Consider the following 25,397-nt stretch of genomic DNA (forward strand, 5'->3'; position numbering starts at 1 on the left):
CTAATATATTTCGATTAAAGCAACCTCACCTCTAAAATGCACTACGCCGTTTTCAGATGATAGGGAAGCATCATCCATCAAACCATTTGCATCATATTCGTATAAGGCATAATCCCTTCCGCTCACTAAATTCAGTATTTCCAGCTTTGACCAGGCAACATGAAGCGCGCTCCAATATGGCCTTGTCGAATTATCAATGCCTTCGTTATATACGCTGCTATAAGAATTGTACATGCTAAGAAAGGCAACTTTTTCTACTTTTATATGGTTTTCCGCTTCATATGCTTCGATTTCACTCTGGTAGATTCGGCAGACTTCCGAATCGGTTATGTTAGCGGCAATCACTCTTACCACATCAATCTGTGTATCGCGTGCGTAAGCGAGACCCAATACGCCAATGGATATCAGCAGAAGCTGTTCCAGCCGTTTCCTGTCTTCACCCTTTCCGATTATTCCCAATGCCATAATTGCTAAAAATCCGGGAATCCCCATTACCATAAAACAGGTTCTCTCGTCAATGCTCCACAGGGTAGTCGCCAATTGAAAGTAAAATACAATGCCAACTAAAATCCCGGTGGTCATAAAAAATACAGGATAGAAATCTTTTCTAAGCTTTCTTGTTATTCCCAGCAAAATAATTACCACTATCATCAGCAGAAAATAAATCAAAAAATAAGGAGTTTCCATTCGGCCATGGCCGCTTACCATAACCAGTTTTATCTCCCTGAAAAATTTTTCCAGCTTGTCCCCTGTCCCAGACACGCTCATTCGGGGAGAATCGCCCAATGTTACCATTGAAATCAAATTAATTAATATCGGAATTGCATACAGCAAGAGCATTTTGAAAGTGTCGATAATCCACCGCTGAAACCTCTGCTGCCGTTGTCTCAAATATTCTCCCAAAAAGGACATACTGCACAGCATTACAAACCATGCGCCATATGGCTGATAAATAAATACAGACAATAACAGCAATACTTCTGTCCATAGAGATTTTCCTTTTCCACTCCCCAGATACACTTTGGCAGCCCAAACCGCGCAGAAAGCACCAATCAAAAAAATCAGATTTACTTTGTGGAATGTCAATACTTCCACCAGAAAAGGATTGAAAACAAATAATCCCGCGCCAAAGAACGCAATCAAATTTCTACAGTCGAATTTAGGTTCAATCTCAAAAGTCTGTATAAAAATCTCATATATTACTTTGGCAATCGCCGCCAACAGTACAATACATAAGAACACCGTGAACGGCTGGTACAATAAGTAAACCCCTCTACATAAAGCATCTAAAATGACATACAATAATCCATTAATAATCCTTCCCTCGCGCCTCCCGGTAGCATATAGAATAAATCTGTAATCCTTAATGTTAAATTTATATCCATTGCTATACGATAAATAGTAAGTGTAATCATCTACGCTGAACGTAGTCTGCAGCATTCCTCCCAGAATCCCAATGCCCCATATCAAAAACAAGCCAAAAGGCAAATGTTTCCTTTGGAACACGAATTCCCATATCCTTACGTTTGTTAGTAGAAGCTTTCCAACCCAAAAGACGATTGTGCCAAATACAAGAACAAAAAGAATCGTTAAAAATGTTTTTGCGAACGTCAAATATTCTTTTTGCTGAACTACAATATTCATATTTCCGGCCTCATTGCCGTCCCATTGAATACGCTGCGAATTCATCCCCGAATTTATGGATAAATCCGAGTACCCCCCCTCAAAGATACACATAATATTTCCGCTCGCAACATTCTCCGTATAAAACGATAAAACCGAGCCGCTTTCAGAAGAAATATAATGTGTATCCTCAGCCTCTATAAAACCTTTATTTTCTATAATCTTTAATCCCGGATACCAGTTAAGCCATACATTGGCTTTCTCACCCATATTGCCAATCATTTTTATCGTCACAATGTTTTCCATGCATATTTTAGACGCCATTTCCGAACACATGTTCCAACTGAGCAGTACGCTAAAGAAACAGGCAATTATCAACCACAGTCCTGTTCTCTCAAAATTTGCATTTTTTTCTGATTTTACAATTTTCTCGTCCATATTTCTTTTCTCTACTATTCAGCCAATCACTCCGCCCGGCTATTTCCTGGTATGCCTTAAAACAATCTATCCAACCTTAGCTTAAAAAACAGGTTTATCAACTTCTTTCCTTTCCTCGACCCTGCAATTCTCATAAGCTCATTTTTCATCTGTGCAGACTGATTCTCTCTATCTGCATGTGCCCTGCAGAACTCATTTGGCCGCGTTTGATCCGACCAGAGATATCCCGGCCCGTTTGCATTCATCAGATTATATATCTCTCCCGCATACTCTTCATACAGCTCCTTATGGTTCTCCTCCAGAGTCTTTTGCAGATACATCCTGGCCCCATTCGACATGACTCGCATCATGCTTTCTTTCCGTACACGGTAATAGCATAAAGGTTCCGGGATACAGACCCCATTCCTTCCATTCTGTATCATGCCCAGCCACCCATCATAGTCCTCCATCCCATATTCCATCGTCTTTCGGTTCTGGCCAAAGCTTACAAAATCCGCTTTCCTCACTACAGCAAACGCCGCCAGCATATTCCCCAAAAGCATATAGGGAAGCTCTGTATTGAATGTCGTCCAAATACTATCGTCTCCTTCAAAAAACTGTAGCCAGCTGTATACAAAGCTTACATCCTCATACCGCTCCAACACCTCGATGCATCTTCTGTAGTAACTTGCTTCTATCATGTCGTCCGCGTCCAGGAAACTAATATACTCTCCCTTAGCCAAATGGCTCCCCACATTCCGGGCGTTGGCCAGCCCCCCATTTGGAATGCTCTCAATTCGCACTCTTGGATATTTCTCCCGAATTTCCTCCAGCCTGTCCAGGCTCTTCCTGTCCGTGCTCCCATCGTTTACTATAATCGCTTCATATCTTTCATAATCAATCTCCGCAAGGCTCTCCATGGTTTCCATAATCGTATCGCCCAGGTTGTAATAGCAGATGATTATGGAAAGGAGCCCCCTTTCCCCTTTCTCTGCATCTGCCGGTAGTTCTGTCACTTTCCTTGCATTCAGCACTGGAAACGCCTTTCGGAGCGGCTGTTCTATTACTCGCTCAAAAAAGGTTTCCCTTGCCCTTACATTTCGATTCGCTGCACACAGCTCCCTGATATGGCTCTGCCCCTGCCTTCCCATCTCCCTTAGCTGCGGTTCCGTCAGGGCCAGGAACTTCTCTATCTTTCTTGTACAGTCTCCCTCTATCTCCCAGTCGAATACCAGGCCCCTTTTTCCATCGTCACCTACCATCTCCCCTTGGCCGCCCTGCTTTGATACAAGCATGGGGCAACCCTGCCACATGGATATTACACAGGTATAAGGAAAGTTTTCATAAATCGAAGGGATTACGATTCCCCTGGCTTTTGCTACGATCCGATTAAATTCTTCCGGCGGTACGGTCTCTTTAAACTCCAGCATCCCGGCTTCTATCCACCGCCTGTTTTTCTCCTGAATGACGTCTCCGAGGTTCTTGTCCTTGGGCGCAAAATAGGTATCTCCCCCCAAGACCACCAGCTTCGTCTTGTTTCCCTGTTCCCACAAAGGCACCATCTGTTCTATGAACTGCAGAATTCCTTTCCGGTATTCCATTCTGCCTGTATAAAGCAAATAATCACCGCACTCATACTGAACTTCCAGTCCTTTATATTCATAGGGCAGACGGATTACCGTGATTTCCTTATCCGGGAACTCACGTTGGATGTTCTTCTTCAGAAAATCGCTCTGGGTCACAAGCGCATCCGCTCCCTCTATGCAGAACTTCTCCATCCGGCCGAGCCAGTAGGTGGGAAACGCATATTCCGCCTCCCTGTTGATTCTTGCCAATTCGTACATGGGCGTATGCAAATGGACTATAATCCGTGTACTTCTTAAAAAATCAGCTTCCAGTAGCTTATATTGCAGAATATAGTATGCCAGCCCATTATAGTCTTGCGACTCTATAATATCAGGCTCCCCGTTTCTTCTGGCATAATCCCGGACGACCTCGTAGTATTGGTAGGATAGTGCGGTCCAATATCCCATCCTTTCATATGCCTTACTCTTATTTCTGCTTGCCTCAAATCGAATGTAGGTAAGGTTCTCATTGACATGTTCTTCTTTGTCCTGTGCGTCCCATGCGAACACAGCCACCTGATGCCCTGCGTCGGACATCAGACGACTGATTATATCTACATACATCCCTATTCCGCCTCCGTAGGACGGCGGGAATTCACTCGTTATATACCATATCTTCATTTAAGGCACCTGCTTTTTCATCTTTCCATTTTTTCGTAGAAGGCTGCCAGCTTTTTCATCCCCTCAAACAAAGTCACTTCTGGCTTTTTTCCAGTCACCTCAACATACCGTTGTATATCCAACACATTGTATGGCACGTCCATTTCTCTTTTCGACTCATACCTTACGGAAGCCTTTTTCTGCAGAACCGCTTCCGCTGTATCTGTTATTTCTCTAAGGCTATATCCCTTGCCGCTTCCTAGATTGAAGACCTTTTTGTCGCTTTTTTGATTTATAATTTCCATAATTCCGTCTATCGCATCATCCACATAGATATAATCTCGAATGACGCTCCCATCTCCGAAAATCGTGATATCCTCATCATGCATGATTTTCCATAAGAATGTTGTAACAGCCCCAACTTTTCCGTGGGGATTCTGAAACGGCCCGAAAGGATTTGCCAATCGCACGATTCGATAGTCCAGTCCATATAAATGAAAATATAAGTGTAGATACCTTTCTATAGTAAGCTTTTGAATGCCGTAGGAGCAAATCGGCATCTGTTCATCGTCTTCTTTTAACGGGGCAGCTTTACCTGCTCCGTATACAGTCCCTCCAGAAGATAAAAAAACAATTTTCTTGACCCTCTGTTCCACACACGCTTGCAATAGCTTTATTGTAGGTATGACATTGTCCTGAATCTCCTCTGCTAATTTTATATTGGACGTAGAGGGAACCGTAGTGCTGACCAAATGATAAACGATTTCCTGATTCTCTAATAATTCCCTAAAATCATAATCCGCACAAAAATTACCAGTGACCATGCGCAGATTATTGTGGACTGTTTTTATATTAGAAAAATCAGCCTGTTCACGGTCGAAAACCGTAATTATGTTATTCTGTTCTCTCAAAAGCCGATTTGCCAGATGGGATCCTAAGAATCCAGCTCCACCTAAAATTAAACATTGCATCCTGATATTTTCCCTTTCCTTACTATCTCTTACGGTTTCTCGCTTTATTGATAATAGGCAATGCATCCAGTATCTTTCCATAAATCAAATGCAGCTTGTAGAATTTTGTGGCGCGGATGACCTCCAGCTCTGATTTTAGGATATCATTCTCCCATTTCAGCTGCTCGTATGTAGTGTCTGGAATCAATTCCACTTTTCCCTCATCAGAACTCACGGGTAATTCCACTTTAGGCGCAGCTTCGATTATATGGCCGAACCGAGGCTGTACCCAGGTCTGATTTCCCCATAAGTATCCCGGCCCATTTGCATTCACCAGGTTATATATTTCTCCTCCATATTCCTCGTACAGATCCTTATGCCTCTCTTCCAGCGTCTTATACAGATACATCCTGGCCGCATTCGACATGACTCTTGTCATGCTCTCTTTCCGCACGCGGTAACAGCATAAAGGCTCCGGGATGCAGACCCCATTCCTTCCGTTCTGCACCATGCTCAGCCATCCGTCATAGTCCTCCATTCCATATTCCATCGTCCTTCGGTTCTGGCCAAAACTTACGAAATCCGCTTTTCTTACTACCGCGAAAGCTGCCAGCATATTCCCCAACAACATATAAGGCAGCTCCGTATTAAACGTCGTCCATACACCATCGCTTCCTTCAAAATACTGTAGCCAGCTGTATACAAAGCTTACATTCTCATATCGATTCAACACGTCGATGCATCTTCTGTAATATCCCGCTTCTATCATGTCATCTGCATCCAGGAAACTGATATACTCTCCCTTAGCCAAACGGCTCCCCACATTCCGGGCGTTTGCCAGTCCCCCATTTGGAATGCTCTCAATCCGTACCTTTGGATACTTCTCCCGAATCTCCTCCAGCCTGTCCAGGCTCTTCCTGTCCGTGCTCCCATCGTTTACAATAATCGTCTCATATCTCTCATAATCAATTCGGGCAAGACTCTCCATAGTTTCCATGATTGTATCACCCAGGTTGTAATAGCAGATGATTACCGAAAGGAGGCCTTTTTCCCCTTTTTCCACATCTGCTGGCAATTTACTCGCTTTCCTTGCATTCAGCACTGGAAACGTCTCTCGGAGCGGCTGTCCCTTTACCCGCTCAAAAAAGGCTTCCCTTGCTCTCACATTTCGATCCGCTGAACACAACTCTCTGATATAGTGCTGTCCCTGTTTTCCCAACTCCCTTAGCTGCGACTCCGTCAAGGCCAAAAAGTCCTCTATTTTCTTTGTGCAGTCTCCCTCTATATCCCAGTCGAATACCAAGCCCTTTTTTCCATCTTCCCCTACCATCTCGCCCTGGCCGCCTTGTTTCGACACAAGCATCGGGCAGCCCTGCCACATGGATATTACGCAAGTATACGGAAAGTTCTCATAAATAGATGGGATTACGATTCCCCTCGCTCTTGCTACGATTCGGTTAAACTCATCCGGAGGCACCGTATTCTTAAATTCCAGAAGCCCTTCCTCAATCCATTTTTGTTTTTTTTCTTTTATAATCTCACCGAGATTCCTGTCTTTCGGAGAAAAATAAGTATCCCCTCCCAGGGCAACTAATTTTGTCCGGTTCCCTCGTTCCCACAAAGGCACCATTTGATCAATGAACTGCATGATTCCTTTTCTGTATTCCAACCGTCCTGTATAGAGCAGATAGTCCCCACATTCATAGCAAACAGTTTCTTCTTTATATTCATAGGGCAGACGGATTACTGTTATCTCTTTTTCTGGAAAAGTGCGTTGGATGTTCTCTTTCAAAAATTCGCTTTGGGTCACAAGCGCGTCTGCGCTCTCAATACAGAATTTTTCCATCCGGCCAATCCAATAAATCGGAAACGCATACTCCGCCTCTCTGTTGATTCTTGCCAGCTCATAGGTCGGTGTGTGCAAATGGACGACGATTCGTGTATCTTTTAGGAAATCCTGTTCCAGCAACCGGTACTGGATAATGTAATATGCCAATGCGTTATAGTCCTGTGCCTCAATGATATCCGGTTCCCCATTTCTCTCGGCATATTCCCGGACGACTTCGTAGTATTGGTACGATAGCGCTGTCCAATATCCCATTCTCTGATAGGCCTTGCTTTTATTTCCACTTGCCTCGAACCGAACATAAGTAAGGTTCTCATTAACTCGCTCCTCTTTGTCCTGCACATCCCTTACGAACACTACGACTTGATGTCCGGCCTCGGACATCAGGCGGCTGATTATATCCACATACATTCCTACTCCGCCTCCATAGGACGGCGGGAATTCGCTCGTAATATACCAGATTTTCATACTGTCTCTCCCAATGCTTTTCATATTGTATGCTTAATATTGCTTCTTTCGTTTTCTCAAAAATTGTATTAATTTTCTCTCTTTTTCCGATAAATTCAACAAATTATCCAACTGCCTTTTTAAATCAGCGACCTGTGCACTTAGTTCTATATTTGTACGCTCCTGGTCTAAACTGTACTGCCTTAATTCCTCATTCATTGTTTTCAATTCGATGGCCTGTGAATTTAGTTCTGTATTCGTTCGCTCTTGATTCAAACTGTATTGCTTTAAGTCTTCGTTCATTTTTTTCAATTCCGTGGCCTGTGCAATTAGTTCTGTATTTACATGCTCCTGATCCAGACCATACTGCCTTAATTCCCCATTCATTGCTTTCAGTTCTTTGATTGCTTTATCCTGGTCTGTATTATATAATTGCAGTTCTTTGACCGAATTTTGCAGATTATCATTCATTCTCTGGATATCATGATTTATTTTCTGGAGATCCTCATTGATAGCTTTTACCTCTTCTACTCGTTCATATAGCCGATAGTTTTCAGCAATATAGGTCTCTTTCCTTATTATACTTTGAAAGATTGCTGCCTCGCGGTAACTTACATAACCAACATCTGCTTTCTTCGTTTCCTGTAAAACACGATTCACAAAATCTTCACATGTCTTGAGCAAACGATTTGCATACGGTATATAACCACTCGAACAACAAAATGGAGCCTGTAAAAAAATATCCCAGGAACCACCCAGAAAACTCTCTATGTCTGTTGTGTGCAGAAATCTTTTTAGGCTACTGAACCGTTCGTCATATTCCGGGGCATATAGTACCAATACTGGTGTCCTTAATCCAGTACAAGGAAGGGCACAATGTAAGCGACTTGTCAAAACACAGCGGGCACCCTGGTAAATTTTCAGGTATTTTTCCGCCTGCTCAAGCCGTTCTTGCGGAGACATTTTTTTAAGGGCACCACTATCGTGAGACATTATTCGCACATTATATCCCTTTTTCTTTACGTACTCCGCAGCCTCTGGCGGCACATCTACCAAACAAATATAATCCTGCTTTTTTACATCAGGAAATGGCTGTAATGTCAATGTAAGGCAACCAGAAAAATATGCTTCAATCCCTAGTTCCTGCAGTATCTGCAATGTAGAGGCATCACGGCATCCAACCGGTTCATTTTCTTTCAAATATCTCTGTGCCAGAGAATATTTTTCTTCTTTTGACTTAAGCCATTGAACATGATATTTTGAAAAATGTGCAGAAATAAACAAAGGATAAATATAAGGTGACGGAGGCCAATTTTGCGGTGTATACATAAACCAGGCATTCATAATCAAAGCCACTTTATACTCTTCATCAGGAGAAAAAATATGCAGTGATTCACGATCAATCCAATAATCCACCCTTGGCAAAAATCTCCTCTGGGCATATGTTTGGATATCATCTCCTATGTTTTCAGAATCTGCATAGTACAAACATCCAAATTTCATTTTCAAACCCTTTCGCCCGCTTTGGTGGGCATATCACTCAGTCCACGCTTCATAAGCACTGCACACCTCGCTGACAGAACCGAACATTTTCAGTTCCCCATGGCTCAGCCATGCCACTTTGTTGCACATTTCCTTTATCTGTCGGATATCATGGGAGACAAAAAATACCGTCGTACCGCCCCCCATCAGCTCATTCATCCGCGCTCGGCTCTTATTCTGGAATTTTGAATCCCCCACTGAAAGGATTTCGTCCACAATCAGAATCTCCGGATTCACGACGGTCGCAACAGAAAAAGCCAGCCGCATCAACATACCGGAAGAGTAGGTCCTGATAGGCTCATATATGAAATCGCCCAGTTCAGAGAACGCCACTATCTCATCATGCTTTTCTTTCAGGAATTCTTCTGAGTACCCCAGGATTGCCCCATTCAGGAAGATGTTCTCCTGTCCCGTCATCTCCATATCAAAGCCAGAGCCCAGCTCCAGCATGGGAACGATATTGCCCCTGGCCGTAATCTTTCCGCTGGTAGGCTTATAGATACCTGCTATGCATTTCAGTATGGTGCTCTTTCCGGCGCCGTTGCGTCCGATGATACCAATTACATCTCCTTTTTCTACGGAAAAACTTACATCCTTCAGCGCCCAGAACTCTTTGTACTTCATCTGGTGGGAAAGTCTTTTCACTATGAACTCTTTCAAAGACTGCACCCTGTTCTGATCCAGCCGGAATCTCATGGACACATTTTCGACTCTAACCACTTCATTACCCATTTCGCCACCCCATCATATATTCAAGGCAAATCTATCCTGCGTCTTCTTGAACACAGCCGCGCCGACAGCCAGTGACAGGAATGCCATCAGTGCACACAGTGCATACATCTTTGGCTCCGGAGAGATGCCCTCCATCACGATTGTCCGAAATGCTTTCACGTAATAGTACATAGGGTTAAAGGTATGCAGGAATTTGTACTGTTCGGGAATGATGCTCTCCGGGTAGAAGAGTGGGGTAAGATATGCCCACAACATACTGATAATGTTCCATAAGAACTGCATATCCCTGAAGAAGACCATCAGCGCAGACAGCAACATGCCGATTCCAATCGTGAATACCAGAACGCACAATAGAATCAGCGGGAGCAACAAGAACGCTTTCGTCACTTTCTCCCCTGTGAACATCATCATGAAGAACAGCGGCACCATAGAAAGAAGTAAGTTAATCAATGACGAGAGCACTTTCGTTACCGGATAGATATACTTTGGTACATACACTTTGGTAATAAGCGCGGCGTTCGCTATGATAGACGTAAGCGCCAACCCTGCCGATTCCGTAAAGAAACTGAATATGACTGTTCCTGACAGCAGATAGACAGGATAGTTCTCGATATTCGCCCGGAATAGCTTAGAGAATACCACGTACTGCACTACCATCGTAAGGAGCGGGTTCAGGAGGCTCCAGAGCATGCCCAGCACAGATCGCTTGTACTTCACCTTGAAATCCCGCCTTACAATCTGCTTAATCAGAAATTCATATCTCTTTAATAAGAAGAAAGTCATGAATACAGGCTCCCGCTTTCCGGCCCTGAACCGATGCGCGCAGAACCAATATAACGCTGAAAGGAGCAGAACCAGCCCCATTGCCAGGAACGGATAGGCATGTCCTGTCCAGACATCGTCCATTCCCTGAATGCTGTAGCTCAAGGTGCCCTCTACTGCTACGCCGTTGATAAAGAACTCACCACCATTCGAAAGGACAGAGTTATCATATACAGCCACTGCCGAGTGCCCTGCTTCTCCATCCTTGGAGCAGACTGACAGCTTGAGCCTGTGCCCACGCAGCCCCATGACTCCTTCCTCAAATTCCAGATAGTGATATTCATTTACCGCAATGGCATCAGCGGAAACTATCTCGCTCGCCAAATCCATGCCTGTAGTCATGTCGGTCAGCGTAATCTGCACATCGGAATGAATCTCCTTGCCGTTAGATGTCAGAAGGACACCAACGGATTCTACCTTGTCCGTCTGCGCATCAAAATACTGGTCAATCCATATCCCATCCGCTAGTTCCCCCGTAATGCAGTTGCCGTAGCCGCCATCACGGTTGCCTGCGGATTCCCGGTAGAACAGCTGCTCCCCGGCCGCCCAGTAGAAGATGAGCAGCAAAAGCAGGAGCATCGCCAGCGACTTCGCATATATGATAAAATAGTTCAGCTTTTTTTGTTCCATGTCATTCTCCAAAGGGTATTGCCGCCTCGGGTTTCCCTCTCCGCGTCTGTTCCGCACCAAGCTAACGGCAATTCCTATCAAGGTGTCGCCAGCATCTCCTGGTAAAGGCGCAGATGCTTATCCGCTATGCCAGACATATTAAATTTCCGGCATGCACTATAGGTTCTTCTCTTTAGGCACATGTATGCCTCATGGTCATCTACCAGTTTTATAATCGCTGTACAGATGTCCGTTTCATCTATTTTTCCATCACGCAACGGCAGCAGGATACCAGCCAAATCCTCGTTTTCGTCCTTGAGCTGGTTCCTGACCTCTGCGATGTCCGTGGCGATTATCGGGGTACCTGTCATCAGGCATTCGATGACCACCAGAGGATAGCTCTCTCCTTTGAAATATGTGGGCACCAGCCCCACATCTGCCATGGCAAAGTAATCCCTGACGTTCGGGCGGAACCCCACGAAATGTACATTGGCAGGGGCATCTTTCTCCAGTCCTGCTCGAGTTTCGCCATCCCCCACGACCACCAGGTGCACCGGCCTGCTGCAGCGCCCATCAGTGGCCGCCACTGCTCTAACTGCTTCTTTCCAGCCCTTTTCAGGGATTCCCCTGCCCGCAGTCACGAGGACAAAAGCATCCCCGGGAATCCCCAAGGCATCCCGCCGCATGGGCGTAACGGTTATGGCTGGCAGGCCGTTGGGTATCTTGGCAAACCTCCCCCCGCCAGTATCATGGCCGCGGTGCCGGAAACATTCCAGGTTCTTATCCGCGATATAGATATATGCAGCACCGCTTTCCCAGGTGTCCGCAATCACCCTGTCGCAGTCTTCTCTCTCCATAGCTTCGTACATGCCATGCAAGGTTATGACATGATGGCAAAATCCGCAATCACGTTTCCGCCACTGTGCGATGACTTCATCTACGCTGGCACAATGGGAATGGATGATTTCCCCTCCGAGATGAGTCACGATTTGTTTTAAGTAATCCCTGCTTCTTATAGTGACTACAGGTATATCATTATCTATGAGCTGACGAATTCCCTCCTCTTCTTCCTCGATATTGAAGTTCACCAGCGTAACAGCAAGACCCTGTCTGCATAATTCATTGGCAAGATGGATGGGGTAGACTTCACCTCCGCCCGACCTCAACGCATAGCAGGCCAGCAGCACATTGGGCCTCCGTTCCTTCTTCCCAGCCAGTATCCGCTCTGGACAATAATGCTGCCGGATGGCTGCCTCGTCCTTCTCTTCTCCCTTTCCCCATCGCCCTTCCAGGTATTGGAGAACCGACTCATAATATCCGTCCTCGACCTTATAGTGCCTGGCAATGTAGCTGGAGACACTTTCCATTTCCTTATAATAAGATGCCTCCTCCATTCCGGAAGGCACGTTGCTCCTTGCCTCCGCAAAACGGCGGGCGATAATCGCTTTGTAATAGCCGACCACTCCGCCTCGAATCATATAGAGGATGAAAATCCAGGCTGCATATACTTCCATGTCGCTGTAAGCTTCTACGGTTTCATGAGCCATTGGCCTCCTGTTTTTGAATACAACCCTACCAAGAGATGGAACCCTGCTCCACAACGCGACACCATAGTGAACCATGTCATGTGCCGTCATATAAAAAGGCCTCTTTCCTCCGAGGCCAGCCAAGCCGCAAGAATAGGATTCCTGGCTTTCTGCCTTACAGCACGTATCCAAAGAGCCCACGCACCCGGCAAACACTGCCCTGACAGAGCCATATGAAAACATTGCCAGAGCATCCCGCAGGAAGTCTTTGCCATAATGATACTGGCGGTCAACGAACCAGAGATAAGAGCCTTTGGCCGTTCTCAGGCCCTCGTTCCACTGTGCCAGTGCTCCCGGCGCGCTTTCGCAGGATAGAATAGTTGCTCCTATGGAGACGGACTGGATATATTCCGCAATGGCCCTGCTGTCTTCTTCCGCCAGTCCATATTCTAGTATGAGAATCTCGATATTCGGGTATGACTGATTGCATGCGCACTCCAGGCATTCTTTCAACTGGCCGCTATGGGCGGTCACTGGCAGGATGACGCTGACCAGGGGAGCCATGGCAGCCCTCGTCTTCTTTTCGTAATTCCAGCGCAAGCTTCCGGAGTCGCCATTTTCTGCAGCGCCGTCTTGAACGGCTGCCGCGTCCCTTACATAATGTTTGAGACGTTTGATTGTCCTGCCGTACAGGGCTCCGCCATATTTCCGGGCAACGGAGTCGGCTCTTAGATACAGTTTCCTCGCTCTGCCGCTTTCCATTGACCGATAGATTTTCCTGAGCCACTTGTTGTTCCCTATCTTTGTCACTCCGCTTTCCGCTCTGCAAAATTCGCTCATTGAGATGGTGCTGACTGATATCCATGGGTTACCGGTACTTGAGCCCTTGCCAAGGCAGTCGCTTCGCCCCGGGATCCAAGTACCGATAACCCGCGATTATCCGCGCTTGCAGGCGCTGCCTACAAATGTAGTTTTTGGTTTTTAATGGAAAAATCTGAAAAAAAGCAATTTCTACTTGAAAATATTACCCATGTATTGTATCATTTGGTATAATGGTTGTTTGAAAGAGAAGCTGAAAGGTCAAATTTCGCAGCCATGAAGGTGAAATTAAATTGATTAACGGGGTATACTTGGTATGTAGCCGTTAATGAATGCATGATAATCGCGGGTTATCTTCAATCTACTGTCCCGGCAAAAGGCAGTAAAATCCTCACACCAGCAAGGATGGCAGTATATGCGAGCTATAAATGATATAAAGAAATACTGGGGATATATGCTGTATTCTGCAAAATCACGTTTAAAAGCAGAAGTGGCGAATTCCTATTTAAATTGGATATGGTGGGTGCTAGAACCCTTTTTCTTTATGCTTATATATACCATTATCTTTGGATATATATTCGAATCAGGGGAACAGTATTTTCCTGTTTATATTTTCATCGGCAACACGATGTGGGCCTTTTTCAGCAAGACTATATCAGCCAGTGTAACAATGATTCGAGCAAATGAGACTATTATAGCCAAAGTATATATCCCCAAATTCATATTACTGATTATAGAAATGCTGGTGAACGCCTTTAAGATGTTAGTTTCTTTTGGATTAACCGCTATAATGATGATTATTTTCCAAGTCCCGGTTTCCTTACATCTTTTATGGGTATTCCCGATTATGGCAGTTTTTGTGCTTGTAACTTTCGGTTTCGGAACCTTGCTCTTGCATGGTGGAGTCTATATAGATGATTTGGCTCACGTCATCACTATCTTCCTTAATATGATGATGTATTTTACGGGAATTTTCTTTTCCATTGAAAACCGAGTCCCCGAGCCGTTCTGCACAGCGTTGGGCGTGGGTAATCCAGTGGCTTTCCTGCTTACATCTACCAGAAAGGCCGTCATGTACTCCTCTGCCCCGGATTTGCCGCTTTTGGTCGCATGGTTCGGCATTGCTCTTATCTTATCAGCAATTGGAATACATGTCATTTATAAGAATGAAAACAATTACGTGAAGATTATGTAGAGGTGGGAAATGTCAGAATATGCCATTAAAGTCAGCAATGTATCTCTGTCTTACTATACCCACAAAGGTATTTCGATAAAGAACCTTTTTCACAAAAACATAGGACAGGATAAATTTCAGGCACTTAGGGGAATTGACTTTGAACTTAAAAAAGGACGGATACTTGGCATAGTAGGACGGAATGGAAGCGGGAAATCAACCCTTTTACGAGCCATTGGGGGCATTTTTTCGGTAGATCAGGGAAATATTGATCTTTTTGGGAATAAAGTTTCCCTGCTCTCAATCGGAGTCGGATTCAATTATCTGCTGACTGGCAGAGAAAATGTTATTTTATCCGGAATGCTGACCGGTTTTTCAAAAGAAGAAGTCATCTCAAGGATGGATCAAATTATTGCGTTTGCCGAAATCGGTGATTTTATAGACAGGCCTGTAAGTACCTACTCCAGCGGTATGTATTCAAAGTTGGCGTTTTCGCTGGCCACAGAGTTGAATACAGATATCCTTTTGGTCGATGAGGTCCTGAGTGTAGGCGATGAAAAGTTTGCGGCAAAAAGCTATTATCGGATGAAGCAGCTGATACAGGATAAGAACCATACAGTCGTAATCGTGTCCCACAATCTTGCAATCTTAGAAGAACTTTGTGATGAGGTTCTCTGGATTCATGATGGAGAAACGAAAGCTTTAGGGCTTTCTTCCGAAGTATTGGCCCAATATAAGAAATACATGCGAGGAGGTACACCGTGAAAGTAGAGCGTTTTTATGCACAACAGCATGGAGATGCCAGAGGGCAGCTTGTTGCATTAGAAGAAAAAAAGGAAATACCATTTGATATCAAAAGGGTCTACTACATTTATGATACTCTGGCTGGAGTACACAGAGGTTTTCATGCACATAAGTCATTGAAGCAATTACTGATTTGCATACATGGTTCCTGTAAGGTATTGCTGGATAATGGACAAGAAAAAGAAATTGTCATTTTGGACAAGCCCTATGAAGGGATATTTATCCAAAATTATATCTGGCGTGAAATGTACGATTTTTCCTCGGATGCTGTTTTGCTAGTACTTGCCTCGGAAATTTATGATGAATCGGACTATATCAGGGATTATGACCGATTCTTACAATTTGTCAGCAATGGTGGCCATGAAAAATAACTGTTCACACGTCATCGCTGATTACGCCAAAATGAAACGGATTGCCCGGAAATTTTACCAGCAGAGGCAATGGGAGCTTTCCTTACAGACAATTTTTATTGCCAGTGGTTTTATGTATACCATGAACCAGATACAGTGTGACAGGGAGTTGGAAGATTTGGTCTGCGAAATCGTGGCGCAAAATCTCATTCCGACTGACTGGCAGGCTCCTGCAGGCAATACCATCATATATTATGACGGACTAGGCCAGATTGGAAGAGGCCTTACCTATATATATATGAATGCACTGGTGCATTTGGGCTATCAGGTAAAATACATTACCTATGAGGCCAATCAGCATGTACATGCTGTTGCCGCAGATATTGTGGGAGAAGCAAATGTATGGTACATCACTGGCACCACTTATCTGGAACAGATAAAGCAATTGAATATGCTTTTGGCAGACTCGCAGGCCCATGCAGTCTTTCTGCATCTGGGGCCAGACGATGTAGTGGCAGTAGGAGGTTTTTCACATTGCCCCACTACCTTAAAGCGTTATCTGATTAATTTGACAGATCATGCTTTCTGGCTTGGGACGAATATTGCGGATATGGTAATCAATTTCCGTGAGTTTGGCTGGAAAGTCTGTATGGAAAGAAGAGGCTTCCAGCCAGAACGGTTATTATATCTACCCTATTACCCCAAAAAGACAGATTCGGTGTTTGAGGGACTTCCTTTTCAAAATTTGTCCGATAAACTGATTTTCTCTGGCGGAGCCCTATATAAGACAGAAAGTCAGGATAATGGCTATTACCGACTGGTAGAGTCGATTTTAGATACTTGCAGTCATGTAAATTTTCTGTATTTAGGAAACGGAGATACTCGCAGACTTAGGAAGCTACAGCATAGATATCCGGGACGAGTAGCATGTGCGCCAGAACGAAGAGATTTCTTCGAAATCATGAAACACTGTACCCTGTATCTGTCTACTTATCCATACAATGGCGGCTTAATGACACAATATGCCCTGTTGGCAGGGAAAATACCTGTTACATGGATACATCCAGGAATCGAAAGTGAACTGACCCTCTGTCACGAGGAAAGCTGTTGGAACTATGCCACGATGCAAGAATGCCTGGAAGAAGTAAAAAGGTTACTGGAAAATGATTCCTATCGTCTGGAAAGGGAACAGAACCTAAGGCGTTTCCTGATAGATGAACTCCAATTTGAACAGGAATTGCAACATATTCTCCAAACAGGCAAATCTGTTCGGGTACCCAAAGACAAAATGATTGCCTTTGATGGTTTTCAGATTTTGCCACTGGAGAATATACAAGGATTTAAATACAGACGGCTTTTTTTCAGAAGGCACGGACTATATATGTTCCGATTCTTTCCACTGAAATATGTTTCAGGAATGTTGGAGGCAATGTTCCAAAAACTAATCAAATAACAGGAGGCAGAAATGGAAATCCCATATCTTAATTTAGCGCCTATGCATGATTTCTTGAAAGAGGAATTATCGGAGAAATTCAGAGAGGTTTTGGATCAGGAGTGGTTCGTTCAGGGAAAAGAATGTACGAAATTTGAAGAAAATTTTGCAGCATTCTGTGGAGCAAAGTATTGCGTTGGCGTCGGAAATGGTCTGGATGCCATCCGGGTAATCCTGCAGGCTTATGGCATCGGTGCGGGCGACGAGGTGATTGTCCCGGCTAATACTTTTATTGCTACGGTGCTGGCCATAAGTTATGTCGGCGCAACTCCTGTTCTGGTAGATGCAGATTCTGCTACTTATAATATCGGCCTTGAAAAAATCGAAGAAAAAATCACCTCACATACAAAAGCCATCATTGTGGTCCATTTGTATGGCCGAGCGGTGGAAATGGCTCCTGTGCTGAATCTGGCCCACAAATATGGGCTGAAAGTAATCGAGGATTCAGCGCAGGCTCATGGCGCCTTGTATAAAGGGATATGTACCGGCAATCTGGGAGATGCCGCAGCATTCAGTTTCTATCCGGGAAAAAATCTGGGCGCTTTGGGCGATGGCGGCGCCGTCACTACCAATGACGAAGAGCTGGCACAAAGGGTAAGAGCCGTCTGCAATTATGGTTCTTATCAAAAATACTGCCATGAATTCAAAGGCTGCAACTCCAGATTGGACGAGATTCAGGCGGCATTGCTGTCCGTTAAACTCCCCCATCTGAAAGAATGGAATGAGGAACGGAAAAATATTGCGGAAAAGTATAATGCAGGCATACACAATCCATTATTCACACTTCCGCAGATATCTGACAGGGATGGACATGTGTTCCATATCTATCCCTTGCTGTGTTCTGAAAGGGAGAAGCTGATTGCCTATCTCGAAGCCAGAGGCATTCATACCAATATACATTATCCTACCCCTATTCCTTTGCAGGGGGCCTATCAGGAATTGGCTGACAGCATAACGGAATATCCGGTTACCGCAAGAATCTGTGCAGAAGAAGTCAGCATCCCTCTGTATCCCGGCATGGCACAGGAGGAAACGGATTATATTATCGATGTCCTGAACTGCTATCGGGCATAACGATATAAACGCGAGAGGCAGCTGGGAATGAGAAAAATTGTATTAATCAGGGCGATTGCATTTATCTGCAGCATTGCTGCGAAAATCATTGCGGCTCCTTTCGTCCTGCTGGGACGGTTGCTGCACCGTGCCACCGCGTTATTTTCCAGAAACAGGCAGAGAAGAAAAGAGAGACGACTGCAAAGGGAAATGCTTCACGAAGAAAAGCGGATACGGCGCAAGGAAAGACAAACATACCGTAAAGAAAGGAAAGACGAGAAAAGGCGGCTTCGGCTGGAGCGGCGCAAATTAAGGGAGGAACTTCGGGAAAGGCGGCCCAGAAAAGCAAGGAAGTTAAAGGATTATACTCCCATAATCAATAAGCTGAGGGACAAATGCCGCGATACGAGGATTGCGTGGATTCTGCGGGCGATATATGCGGTCGGAATTTTGGGAACAAAGGTCTATTGGAAGCTGCTGGTTATTTTCCAGAAAGCATATTGGGGACTACACAGTATCTACCGCAGGATATATTGGGTCTCCAGGGGATTATTCCAAAGGGGCTATTGGTTTTGTAGGGTATGGCTCGAAAGGCTTTATTGGTTCTGTAGAAAACTCTGCCAAAAGGCATACTGGTTCTTCAGAGGGCTCTACCAAAAGGCTTATTGGTTTTTCAGAGGGCTTTTGCAAAAAGCCTATTGGTATCATAGAGGACTTTTGCAAAAGGGATATTGGCATTTTTATTATCCTAAAAGCAGGAAGTTATACCAGTCTATGTGCCGTAACGCCTATATGGATTTGTTCTTTGTATTTCTACGGGGATACACGAACCAATCCGTTGAGCGGATAAGCTGTGTACAAATTCTGGGAGTTGAGGAATATGTAAAATGTCATAAAGAACAATGCTGCTATCGGGTGATTGAAACCGGGAAAGAACGGTCGGTATGTATCCCTCCGTATTTTGAAAGGAATGAAGCGGAAATCGGGAACTTTCATTCCCCTGACATATATGTGGCGAAGATTCAGAACGTTTCCCTGATTGGTGGCAGCAATGTCATATTGGCAGATAAAACTCTGCTGAATGATGCAGCATATCAGGATAAGGAGCATCGGATTGATATCCGCTATTCTTCCATAAAAAATGTGCTGGATGGCATCGCTGTCATAGAGAATCAGGATGTGACAGAAGAAATCGAGAAAGGAATCAATCTCGTGAGCGCCGCCTCCTTTAACTATTATCATTTGGTCGTGGAAATTCTTTCCAGGCTTGCATTCGTTGACACCTGTGAAGACTATCGGGACTATCCCATCCTGGTGGACGAAATAGTGCTTCGGATCCCTCAGTTTCAAGCGGCTATGGAATGCATTAACCACCTGGGGCATCCCGTCATCAAGATAGAAAAAAGCAAAAAGTATCTGGTAAAAGACCTGGTACTGCCTTCTTCTAATGTTTGGATGCCTACCAATGTATATAGCCGTAATCAAATACGGGTGTCGGATTTCATGATTTCGGATACAGTCCTTCAGAACATCCGGAAAGCAGTTGGCGTCTGGCAGGAACGGCCTGCCTGGAGGAATATGTTCATATCCCGGAAAAAAGCACAGGCAATCCGGCTGAAAAATGAGCGAGAGGTCAGGGAGATGTTTGCACAGAATGGTTTTGAGATTGTATATACGGAAGAGTTGTCGTTCCGGCAGCAGGTAGAATGCTTCGGGCAGGCGAAATGTGTTATAGCGACATCCGGAGCAGCCCTTACCAACATAATCTTCTGTCAACCGGGAACCCTGATTGGATGCATCATTCCCTCCGAACACGGATTTTTCATGTATTCTACGATTGCATATATGTTGGGACTTCGTATGCTCTTTTTGGATGCGGAGATTATCGAAAGAACTCCTTACCCTGCAGCGGATACTTTCATCTTGGACAAGAGCTATGTCTCAAGATATATAGAGGCTATCAATAACAAACCTAAATAATCAGTAGAAAGGAAACAATATGACAATTGGAAAAAATTGCATCATAGCAGAAAGTGTAACGCTTCCGGAAGATATCATCATAGGCAATAACGTACGCATACAGGATAATGTAGCGATTGGAGCAAGGACAAAAATACAGGATGGGACTTTCCTGTGCTCCGGCAGTCAGATTGGAGCCGGTTCTTATCTGGATTTCGGTGTCATAGTCCGCGAGAATGTAATCCTCGGAGAAAATGCGTTTGTAGGGGCGCACTGCATATTGGGCGAATATCTGATGGATTTTATTGAGGCCAGGGATATACAGCACCATCAGACTGTAATCGGAAACAATGCAATCATCCGGAGCGAGACTATCATCTATGGGGAAAATGTCATCGGAGATAATTTTCAGACAGGCCATCGTGTTACGATTCGGGAAAAAAGCCATATCGGCCAAAATGTGCGTATTGGGACACTGTCGGATATACAGGGCGACTGCCAGATTGGGAACTATATCAGCATACACAGCAATGCCCATATCGGCATGAAAAGCGTTATCAAAGACTATGCGTGGATTTATCCTTACGTGGTTCTGACCAATGATCCTAATCCCCCTTCTGATCAGATACTGGGAGTCACTGTGGAAGAATTCGCTATTGTTGCCACTGGATCCGTGGTGCTGCCGGGCAGGGTGATTGGCAGGGATTCTCTGGTTGGCGCCGGAGCTGTGGTCAGCAAGGATGTGCCTGAAGGTAAGGTAGTGGTTGGCAATCCCGGCAGGGAACTTGGGGATACCGCAAATGTCAAGAACAGGTCTACGGGAGAGGATGTCTATCCATGGAGATATCACTTTGATAGAGGGATGCCGTGGAAAGGGATTGGGTATGATGAATGGAGAAAGAATCTATAGGAGATTAGGATATGCTCATAATAATCGTCTTATTTATATGTGGTATTTTACTGGAGAAATATGGCAGCCATAAAATTCCACATATGAATCGACATTTTCTTATTTCAGCTAGCTTCTTTTTTGCAGTCGTAGTGTATGTGATATTTACATTGCATGGAGATAGCATGATATCTTCTTCTAGAGATGCGGCAGATATTTGGAAAACTATAACTAGTTTTCACACAAAAAATATCTATGGATCATACGTTTTATATAAAGGGATTAATTCGGTTTATCCCTATATTTGGCTATATGATTTCTCAGTAATTCTTAATGTAAATGAATGGACTTTTATAAAGATATTCTATTGTGGAGCATTTGCCTATACTGCTGCAATAGGATTTCCTAATATGATTGAGCTCTTGACGAATCAGGAAACAAAGCTCTATAGGCGCTTCTTATTTGTTGTTGCTATGTGGTATTTTGGATATTACTCCTGCGCATATACGCAATTGATGGTGGATTTGCCGTGTTTAATGTATTATGTTTTACTGATTAATGCTGCTTTAAAATTGTTCAGGAAGAAAAAGGGAATATTGCGATATGTATGGGCCGGATTATTGAGCGGTTTATGTATGTCAGCGAGCGGTCAGTATACTATGCCTGCAATATGTATTGCAATATTTATTTTCTGGATAACTTATAAATCTGAGCAAGATTGGAAAAAACGCTTTCAGATGCTATTGGTACGATTTGCTCCATTTCTACTTTGCATAGGGCTAGTTGTTGGTATCGATTTTTATTTCGAGAGTTGCATTGTAAATCCTTTGAGACAGGAGGGTGCTTGGATTCCTACAGGGGATGACTGGCTGCAGGCAGGGCTGATTCGTTTTAATGAAACATATAGACAAGGAGGCAATGCCTCTTCGCTTCCCTCATATAGAAATGCGGCTATTCTGCATGACTACTATGGTGAAAATCTTGTAAATATTAGTGCAGTAACTGTTGAAGAATATGTACATATTTTTTTGAAATATCCCATGGATTTTATTTTAAATTTTTTAAACAGCTTTTTCCTGATATTAAGTCCTGATCATGGAAGTTTTAACTTTATACCCTTATCTATTTTTTATACCTTATTATTTTGCTCCATATACATAGGGCTCACAAAATGTAAAACTTGGGAAAAGATTTTTTCTCCTTTATTTTTTATCGGGTTTTCTTTTTTATGGGCAACGGTTCCTATGCTCGTAATGAATATTGAGCCTCGAACCTGTTTGCAGATACAGGGCCTCATTATGTCTCTTGCTTTATGTGATGGGACTATATGGGAAAATATCCATAGTGTATTGATGAATATACAAAAAAATGGCAGAAAAGAGTTCTTACGAAAGATGAATAGAATATCTTATCCTGTGCTCTTTTACATAATATTTCTTTGTATATGTTTGATGCACATTGCAACATTATATGAGGCATTGGGAACGGATACACAAGGTATTTTAATTAATCTAAAATAGCAAAATATGTGAGGTAGTGTTATGATTAAATTCAATGTTCCGCCATTTCTAGGAAACGAGCTCGAAAATATCAGGAAAGCCATTCAGAATGGAAAAATATGTGGGGATGGCGAATTTACGAAAAAATGCAATTATTGGCTTGAGACAGTAACTCATACATCAAAAGCGTTATTAACTACATCTTGCACACATGCATTAGAGATGGCTGCCCTATTATGTGATATTCAACCTGGAGATGAAGTAATCATGCCATCTTATACCTTTGTTTCCACTGCAGATGCCTTTGTATTGAGAGGTGCTAAAATTGTTTTTGTGGACATTCGGCCTGATACCATGAACATCAATGAAGCGTTAATTGAAAGAGCTATTACAAATCGAACAAAAGCCCTTGTACCTGTGCATTATGCTGGTGTAGCTTGTGAAATGGATACCATTATGGATATAGCTGCCAGACATAAATTAAAGGTGGTAGAGGATGCCGCACAAGGTGTATACAGTTTTTATAAAGGAAAAGCGCTAGGAACCTTAGGTGATTTTGGATGCTATAGCTTTCATGAAACCAAAAACTATTCGATGGGAGAAGGCGGTGCTCTACTTATAAAAGATGTTCTTCTGGCTGAACAAGCAGAAATCATCCGCGAAAAAGGCACTAACCGAAGCAAATTCTTCAGAGGACAAATCGATAAATATACATGGGTAGATAAAGGCTCCTCCTATTTACCTAGTGAACTGAATGCGGCTTATTTATATGCGCAGTTAGAAGCTGCTGCTGAAATTAATCAGAACAGATTAGATACATGGCAATTTTATTATACTGAACTGTCTACATTGGTAAGAAAAGGAAAAATAGAACTACCATTTGTGCCTGAAGACTGTCAGCATAATGCACATATGTTTTATATAAAATGCAAAGATATTGAAGAAAGAACGATGCTAATTGACCATTTAAAGGAACGCGGTATTTTGGCAGTATTCCACTATATCCCTTTACATTCTGCACCAGCCGGATTGCGATATGGGCGTTTTGACGGAGAAGACAAATATACTACTAAAGAGAGTGAACGACTCCTTCGACTTCCGCTCTATTATAACATCAAAAAGCCAGAGCAAGGAGCAGTTGTACAAGCCATACAAGATTTTTATAAATAGTTTTATTGGAGAAATCATACTGTGCCCTGTGAGTTTTGTTATTCCATGGATAGAACAGAGAATGCTGAAGTCTGCAATAAAGGAAAAGATTAGAAGTCTCATAAAAAAGAAATCAGCTATGCAAGTCAAGCCTAAATCAGCAAAAAATTTCTTTTTTCTTTTGAGTAGATAAGCCCCATAATAAGGGGCTTATCTACTCAACAGTAGGGATATAGATATACGATAATATATGTACAGTTAAGTAAAACTTTCCCAATCTGCTGTACTATAGAAATTGCTTTTTGAACCATTAAAACTGCTGATTTCCATCTTGCGGACTTTATTACATATAGAATTCCGTATACTAATACTCTGTTTAGTGTGTTCTGACTGGAAATCAGGCCATCAATCTTTGACAAATTGTCTTTCAAATCCCTTGAAATATAGTACCGGAAATGATATGATGTACTATATTAGAGGTGATTTTATGGCTATACCAGAATACATCCGCAAAGTGCCGAGACCTGTCAATACTGTTGTAGTGGACAACGGGAAAAATGGCCCAAACCGATATGCTGTCCGCGAAAGAGCCGGGACAAAATACATCCGGGACGGAAACCCACAGCCGAAAAACGGAAAGGTCATCGGCCATATTTTTGATGGGGCATACATCCCCCTTAATGGAAAAACTGCCGCATCCGGACCGGACATGTTATCGTATGGGGCAGCCGCATTTGCGAAATCCGTTTCGGCCGATATCCTGGCTGACCTTCTGGATGTCTATCTCGCAAAGGACGCATGCACTGTAATGGCAATTGCCACGCTCAGGATCATACGCCCATCCATCACGGCTGACCGTATAGGAACGCACTATCGACGCACATTTGTCTGCCAGCACTACCCGGGGGCAGCATTGTCCGCGAATACCATCTGCACCTTCCTGCAGAAGCTCGGGCAGGACGGCAGCAGACGCAGAGCTTTTTACCAGAAGCGTGCCGCCGCTGTCATTGCCAGCCACCATATCGCAATTGACGGGACGCTCAAACAGGACAGCAGCACAGCAAATGACCTGTCGGCCTTTTCCTACAAGGCGCGGAGGAAAGGCTGTCAGGAAGTCTCCGTGCTCTATGCCTATGACATCGAGGAAATGGAGCCGATCTGCGCGGAAGTGTTCCCCGGCAACAGCATTGATGCCAGTTCCTATGCCGCTTTCATACGTGATAACGACATCCGCAGGGGAATCATCGTCTCCGACAAAGGATTCCCGCCCAGCCAGATCAAAAAGGAGCTGGAGGAACGGCCTGACCTGCACTTCCTGACGCCGATAAAAAGGAACGATGTCAGGATCGCCAACAATGACATGCTCTCTTTCGAGGGCGTGCTCTCCGGCATTGACGACCATGTCCTGTACAGGAAGTGCCCAATTCAGGGAGGCCGCTATCTTTACGCCTACAGGTCTGCAAGGAAAGC

17 protein-coding genes and 1 pseudogene are annotated in these 25,397 nt (G+C 43.9%); 10 read left to right on the forward strand and 8 right to left on the reverse strand.

Annotated elements, in window-relative coordinates; translation table 11 throughout:
* The 8 genes from NFS35_RS13045 to NFS35_RS13080 all read right to left on the reverse strand — a co-directional run bounded on the left by NFS35_RS13045 (position 1) and on the right by NFS35_RS13080 (position 13,549).
* On the reverse strand, positions 1-2,061 hold the full coding sequence (locus NFS35_RS13045) for a glucosyltransferase domain-containing protein (protein WP_251207564.1): 2,061 nt from the start codon (positions 2,059-2,061) through the stop codon (positions 1-3).
* 56 nt (positions 2,062-2,117) lie between these two features.
* Positions 2,118-4,286, reverse strand: a complete 2,169-nt coding sequence (locus NFS35_RS13050; RefSeq protein WP_251207565.1) for a glycosyltransferase — start codon at positions 4,284-4,286, stop codon at positions 2,118-2,120.
* A gap of 17 nt (positions 4,287-4,303) precedes the next feature.
* Entirely contained in the window at positions 4,304-5,236 is a 933-nt protein-coding gene (locus tag NFS35_RS13055) for an NAD-dependent epimerase/dehydratase family protein (RefSeq protein ID WP_251207566.1), read from the reverse strand.
* A 22-nt stretch (positions 5,237-5,258) separates the two neighbouring features.
* Positions 5,259-7,529 carry a glycosyltransferase gene (locus NFS35_RS13060; protein WP_251207567.1) on the reverse strand — a complete coding sequence of 757 codons (2,271 nt, stop codon included), beginning with the start codon at positions 7,527-7,529 and terminating at the stop codon, positions 5,259-5,261.
* Positions 7,530-7,562: 33 nt separating this feature from the next.
* Positions 7,563-9,011, reverse strand: a complete 1,449-nt coding sequence (locus NFS35_RS13065; protein ID WP_330640200.1) for a polysaccharide pyruvyl transferase family protein — start codon at positions 9,009-9,011, stop codon at positions 7,563-7,565.
* Positions 9,012-9,044: 33 nt separating this feature from the next.
* A complete protein-coding gene (locus NFS35_RS13070) occupies positions 9,045-9,782 on the reverse strand; it encodes an ABC transporter ATP-binding protein (RefSeq protein WP_251207569.1) in 738 nt (245 codons plus the stop codon).
* A 12-nt stretch (positions 9,783-9,794) separates the two neighbouring features.
* A complete protein-coding gene (locus NFS35_RS13075; protein ID WP_251207570.1) occupies positions 9,795-11,234 on the reverse strand; it encodes an ABC transporter permease in 1,440 nt (479 codons plus the stop codon).
* Positions 11,235-11,311: 77 nt separating this feature from the next.
* On the reverse strand, positions 11,312-13,549 hold the full coding sequence (locus NFS35_RS13080; protein ID WP_251207571.1) for a glycosyltransferase: 2,238 nt from the start codon (positions 13,547-13,549) through the stop codon (positions 11,312-11,314).
* A 424-nt stretch (positions 13,550-13,973) separates the two neighbouring features.
* On the opposite strand from NFS35_RS13080, the gene NFS35_RS13085 reads away from it, so the two are divergent.
* The 10 genes and pseudogenes from NFS35_RS13085 to NFS35_RS13130 all read left to right on the forward strand — a co-directional run.
* Positions 13,974-14,753, forward strand: coding sequence for an ABC transporter permease (locus NFS35_RS13085; protein ID WP_251207572.1), 780 nt, complete (start codon positions 13,974-13,976; stop codon positions 14,751-14,753).
* 9 nt (positions 14,754-14,762) lie between these two features.
* A complete protein-coding gene (locus tag NFS35_RS13090) occupies positions 14,763-15,497 on the forward strand; it encodes an ABC transporter ATP-binding protein (RefSeq protein ID WP_251207573.1) in 735 nt (244 codons plus the stop codon).
* On the forward strand, positions 15,494-15,907 hold the full coding sequence (locus NFS35_RS13095; protein WP_251207574.1) for a sugar 3,4-ketoisomerase: 414 nt from the start codon (positions 15,494-15,496) through the stop codon (positions 15,905-15,907). Before NFS35_RS13090 ends, NFS35_RS13095 begins: the two co-directional genes overlap by 4 nt.
* Positions 15,861-17,339 carry a hypothetical protein gene (locus NFS35_RS13100; protein WP_251207575.1) on the forward strand — a complete coding sequence of 493 codons (1,479 nt, stop codon included), beginning with the start codon at positions 15,861-15,863 and terminating at the stop codon, positions 17,337-17,339. The genes NFS35_RS13095 and NFS35_RS13100 overlap by 47 nt, the downstream gene beginning before the upstream one ends.
* Before the next feature lie 12 nt (positions 17,340-17,351).
* Complete coding sequence (locus tag NFS35_RS13105; RefSeq protein WP_251207576.1) at positions 17,352-18,452, forward strand: DegT/DnrJ/EryC1/StrS family aminotransferase; 1,101 nt, start codon at positions 17,352-17,354, stop codon at positions 18,450-18,452.
* A 27-nt stretch (positions 18,453-18,479) separates the two neighbouring features.
* On the forward strand, positions 18,480-20,411 hold the full coding sequence (locus tag NFS35_RS13110; RefSeq protein ID WP_251207577.1) for a glycosyltransferase family 61 protein: 1,932 nt from the start codon (positions 18,480-18,482) through the stop codon (positions 20,409-20,411).
* 19 nt (positions 20,412-20,430) lie between these two features.
* Complete coding sequence (locus tag NFS35_RS13115) at positions 20,431-21,300, forward strand: N-acetyltransferase (RefSeq protein ID WP_251207578.1); 870 nt, start codon at positions 20,431-20,433, stop codon at positions 21,298-21,300.
* Between the two features lie 11 nt (positions 21,301-21,311).
* Positions 21,312-22,799 (forward strand): hypothetical protein, encoded by a 1,488-nt coding sequence (locus NFS35_RS13120; RefSeq protein ID WP_251207579.1) that lies wholly within the window; start codon positions 21,312-21,314, stop codon positions 22,797-22,799.
* A gap of 21 nt (positions 22,800-22,820) precedes the next feature.
* Positions 22,821-23,948 (forward strand): dTDP-4-amino-4,6-dideoxygalactose transaminase, encoded by a 1,128-nt coding sequence (gene rffA / locus NFS35_RS13125; RefSeq protein ID WP_251207580.1) that lies wholly within the window; start codon positions 22,821-22,823, stop codon positions 23,946-23,948.
* Positions 23,949-24,414: 466 nt separating this feature from the next.
* Positions 24,415-25,397 (forward strand): annotated as a pseudogene (locus NFS35_RS13130) (transposase); the annotation flags it as partial.

This window comes from Acetatifactor aquisgranensis (genome assembly GCF_943193215.1).
In the GTDB taxonomy this organism is placed as follows: Bacteria; Bacillota; Clostridia; order Lachnospirales; family Lachnospiraceae; genus Acetatifactor; species Acetatifactor aquisgranensis.

Bases quoted from the DNA above. Each gene is read 5' to 3' on its own strand.
- NFS35_RS13075 (WP_251207570.1), bottom strand. From the start codon at position 11,234: ATGGAACAAAAAAAGCTGAACTATTTTATCATATATGCGAAGTCGCTG.
- NFS35_RS13110 (WP_251207577.1), top strand. From the start codon at position 18,480: ATGAGAAAAATTGTATTAATCAGGGCGATTGCATTTATCTGCAGCATT.
- NFS35_RS13085 (WP_251207572.1), top strand. From the start codon at position 13,974: ATGCGAGCTATAAATGATATAAAGAAATACTGGGGATATATGCTGTAT.
- NFS35_RS13120 (WP_251207579.1), top strand. From the start codon at position 21,312: ATGCTCATAATAATCGTCTTATTTATATGTGGTATTTTACTGGAGAAA.
- NFS35_RS13070 (WP_251207569.1), bottom strand. From the start codon at position 9,782: ATGGGTAATGAAGTGGTTAGAGTCGAAAATGTGTCCATGAGATTCCGG.
- NFS35_RS13115 (WP_251207578.1), top strand. From the start codon at position 20,431: ATGACAATTGGAAAAAATTGCATCATAGCAGAAAGTGTAACGCTTCCG.
- NFS35_RS13065 (WP_330640200.1), bottom strand. From the start codon at position 9,011: ATGAAATTTGGATGTTTGTACTATGCAGATTCTGAAAACATAGGAGAT.
- NFS35_RS13090 (WP_251207573.1), top strand. From the start codon at position 14,763: ATGTCAGAATATGCCATTAAAGTCAGCAATGTATCTCTGTCTTACTAT.
- NFS35_RS13045 (WP_251207564.1), bottom strand. From the start codon at position 2,061: ATGGACGAGAAAATTGTAAAATCAGAAAAAAATGCAAATTTTGAGAGA.
- NFS35_RS13105 (WP_251207576.1), top strand. From the start codon at position 17,352: ATGGAAATCCCATATCTTAATTTAGCGCCTATGCATGATTTCTTGAAA.
- NFS35_RS13100 (WP_251207575.1), top strand. From the start codon at position 15,861: ATGACCGATTCTTACAATTTGTCAGCAATGGTGGCCATGAAAAATAAC.
- rffA (WP_251207580.1), top strand. From the start codon at position 22,821: ATGATTAAATTCAATGTTCCGCCATTTCTAGGAAACGAGCTCGAAAAT.
- NFS35_RS13055 (WP_251207566.1), bottom strand. From the start codon at position 5,236: ATGCAATGTTTAATTTTAGGTGGAGCTGGATTCTTAGGATCCCATCTG.
- NFS35_RS13050 (WP_251207565.1), bottom strand. From the start codon at position 4,286: ATGAAGATATGGTATATAACGAGTGAATTCCCGCCGTCCTACGGAGGC.
- NFS35_RS13060 (WP_251207567.1), bottom strand. From the start codon at position 7,529: ATGAAAATCTGGTATATTACGAGCGAATTCCCGCCGTCCTATGGAGGC.